General features: G+C 73.3%; 2 protein-coding genes. One reads left to right on the top strand and one right to left on the bottom strand.

The window, feature by feature from the left end:
- Positions 1–404: 404 nt before the first annotated feature.
- Positions 405–1,733, bottom strand: a complete 1,329-nt coding sequence (locus OZN99_RS28165) for a serine hydrolase domain-containing protein (RefSeq protein WP_270938536.1) — start codon at positions 1,731–1,733, stop codon at positions 405–407.
- A gap of 142 nt (positions 1,734–1,875) precedes the next feature.
- Between OZN99_RS28165 and OZN99_RS28170 the strand changes: the two genes are divergently transcribed.
- The coding region (locus OZN99_RS28170; RefSeq protein WP_270938537.1) for an FAD-dependent monooxygenase at positions 1,876–3,300 on the top strand (1,425 nt) is incomplete at its 3' end.

Below are 3,300 nucleotides of genomic sequence, written 5' to 3' on the forward strand. Positions count from 1 at the left end.
GCCGCGCTGGAACGCCCGCCCGGCCGTGATCACGACGCCGATGGCCGCCTTCGATGCCCGCCGCCTGCGCCCGCCCGCCGAGCGCCCGCCGGCGCCGGCCGTCGCACCCGCGGCGGAGTGACGCGGGGCGGCGATCTTCGGGACGGGTTCCGTCCAGGTCCGAGCGTCGCCAGTCCGGTCACGCCCCCACCCCAACCAGCCTTCGCTTCGCTCCGGCGTCAACGCCTATTGGCGTTGACCCCCCGCTTCGCAGGGGAGGGAGCAACGCGCACTTTCCCCTCCGCGCTGCGCGTGAGGGACCAGGGCGCGCCGAACATACCTCCCCTGCGAAGCGGGGGAGGGTGGCTGAGCGTAGCGAAGCCGGGTGGGGGCGCGACCGCCCTTCCCCTGCCGCAGACCTCGCCTCAGCTCTCCAGCGCGCCGTAGGCCAGCTGCATCATGGTGCGGCGATAGGCGGCGCGGCCGACGCTGGGCGCGGCGGTCATCATCACCGCCACAAGCTCCGCCCGCGGGTCCACCCAGAAATAGGTCCCGCCATAGCCGGCCCACATGAACTGGCCCTGGTAGCCCGGCACCAGCGCGCCGCCATCGGCCAGCCGCACGCCGAAGCCCAGGCCGAAGCCGAAACCCGGCGAGCCCAGCAGCAGCATCCCCGGCGGTAGCGGCTGCTGCAGTCCCGCGACGTGGTCCGTCGCCATCAGCCGCACCGTCGCCGGGGAAAGGATGCGCTGCCCGTCCAGCTCGCCGCCATTCGCCAGCATCTGCGCGAAGCGCAGGTAGTCGCCCGCGGTGGAGACCGCGCCCGCCCCGCCCGAGGCGTTGCCGGGCGGGCGCGAGACGTCGATCATCGCGACCGGCGCGTTGTTGTTCATGGGGTCCACGCCGGCATGCAGCGCCAGCCGCTGCGCGCCGCCCTCCCGCAGCACGAAGCCGCTGTCGGCCATGCGCAGCGGGCGGAAGACCCGCTCCTCCAGGAAGGCTTCCAGCCGCTTGCCCGACGCGGCCTCCACCACGCGGCCCAGCGCGTCGGAGGACATGCTGTATTCCCAGGTCGTGCCGGGGTGGCGCGCCAGCGGCGCCGCGGCCAGCTCGCGGGTGAAGTCCTCCGGGCTCGGCCCGCGGCTGTCGAAGTCGCGCTGGCCGGGCAGGTAGAGCCCGCCGCTTGTATAGGCGTCGCGCACCGGCGTGTTCTGCGTCAGCTCGCCATAGGCGAGGCCCGAGGTGTGGCGCAGCAGGTCATAGACCAGCATCGGCTGCTGCGGCGCCGCCATGTCGAAGCTGCCCGGCGCGCCCTCGCGTGGCACGCTGACCTGCGCCTGCCCGAAGGCCGGCAGATGGCGGCTCACCGGATCGGCCAGGCCGATGCGCCCTTCCTCCACCAGCATCATCGCCGCCACCGAGACCAGCGGCTTCGTCATGGAGTAGATGCGGAACACCGTGTCCGGCGTCATCGCCGCATTCGTCTGGCGGTCGCGGAAGCCGACGGTCTCGGCATAGGCCAGCTTCCCCTTGCGGGCGATCATGATGACGGCGCCTGGCAGGCGGTTCTCCGCCACCTCGGCCTGGAAGATCTCCTTGATGCGGGCCAGCCGCCCGGCATTCAGCCCCAGCTCGTTCGCCCGTCCCACGGGCAGCGGCGCGCCGCCAGACTGGGCGCGCGGCGCGCGCGGAAAGCCGATGACGGTGGCCGCGGCCAGCGCGGGCGGCACGGCCAGAAGGGCACGACGTTGCATGGACCGGTTCCTCCGTGGGCATCGCCCATACGAACGGAGCCGCCCCGAGGTTCCGCCGCCCCGTCCACGCCGACAACGCACAGGGCTGCCGCGGCCGGCACGAACCGCTACGCTTCCCGACCTTCGGGGGAGGCACACCGGCATGGCGCTCGGGCGCGACATCTACCACGACTTCCCGGACCATCCCTTCCGGCCCGTGGCGCCCGGTCCGCAGCGCGCTGCCGTTGCCATCGTCGGCGCCGGCCCGGTCGGGCTGACGCTGGCCGCCGGCCTGGCCGCGCAGGGCGTCCCGCATGTGCTGCTGGAAGCGCGCGCCAGCGTCTCCTTCGGCAGCCGCGCCACCTGCATCTCCCGCCGGTCGATCGAGATCTGGGAGCGCTTCGGCGTGGCCGGCGGCACGCTGGCCAAGGGGCTGGGCTGGACCGCCGGCCGGTCCTTCTGGCGAGACCATGACGTGCTGCGCTTCGAGATGCCGAACGCCCCCGGCGACAAGCACCCGCCCATGGTCAACATCCAGCAATGCTACGCCGAGCACTTCGTGCTGCAGGACCTCGCGACGCGCCCCGAATGCGACCTGCGCTGGCATTCCACCGTGCGGCGCGCCACCCCCGGCCCGTCGGTCGTGCGGCTCGAGGTCGCGACGCCGCAGGGCGAGTACGCGCTCGACGCCGACTGGGTCGTCGCCACCGACGGCGCGCGGTCGTCGCTGCGCGATGCGGTCGGGCTGAAGCTGGAGGGCGACAGCTACGAGGGCCGCTACCTCATCGCCGACATCCGCCTGCGCTCGAAGCATCCGACGGAGCGCCGCGCCTGGTTCGACCCCGCCTCCAACCCCGGCTCCACCGTGCTGATGCACCGCCAGCCCGACGACATCTGGCGCATCGACTACCAGCTGCGCGAGGACGAGGACCCCGAGCAGGAAGTGCAGGAGGAGCGCGTGCGCGCCCGCATCTCCGCCCATCTCGCAATGATCGGGGAGCCGCCCGAGTACGACCTGATCTGGATCAGCCTCTATCGCGCGCACACGCTGACGCTGCCGCGCTACCGCGCGGGCCGGGTGCTGTTCGCCGGCGACGCGGCGCATCTCGTGCCGATCTTCGGCGTGCGCGGCCTGAACAGCGGCATCGACGACGCCGGCAACCTGGCCTGGAAGCTGGCGGCCGTGGTGAAGGGGGAAGGCGGGGAGGCGCTGCTCGACAGCTATTCCGAGGAGCGCGTCTATGCCGCCCACGAGAACATCCGCCAGTCGCGCAAGAGCACCCTGTTCATGACGCCGCCCTCCAACGGCTTCGCGCTGATGCGGGACGCCGCGCTGAGCCTGGCGGTCTCGCACGACTTCGCGCGGCCGCTCGTGAACCCGCGCCAGACGACGGCGATCACCTTCCCCGAGAGCCGGCTGCAGACGCCCGACGACGCGCGCTGGACAGCCGGCCCCGTGCCCGGCGCGACGCTGCCCAACCTGCCCCTGCCCGGTGGCGGCCACCTGCTGGACCACCTGCGCCACCGCCCGCTGCTGCTGCTGGCGCCGGAGGAGGCGCCGCCGCCGGAGCGCGCGGGCCTCGACCGG

It is taken from the genome of Falsiroseomonas oryzae, assembly GCF_027856955.1.
GTDB lineage: Bacteria > Pseudomonadota > Alphaproteobacteria > Acetobacterales > Acetobacteraceae > Falsiroseomonas > Falsiroseomonas oryzae.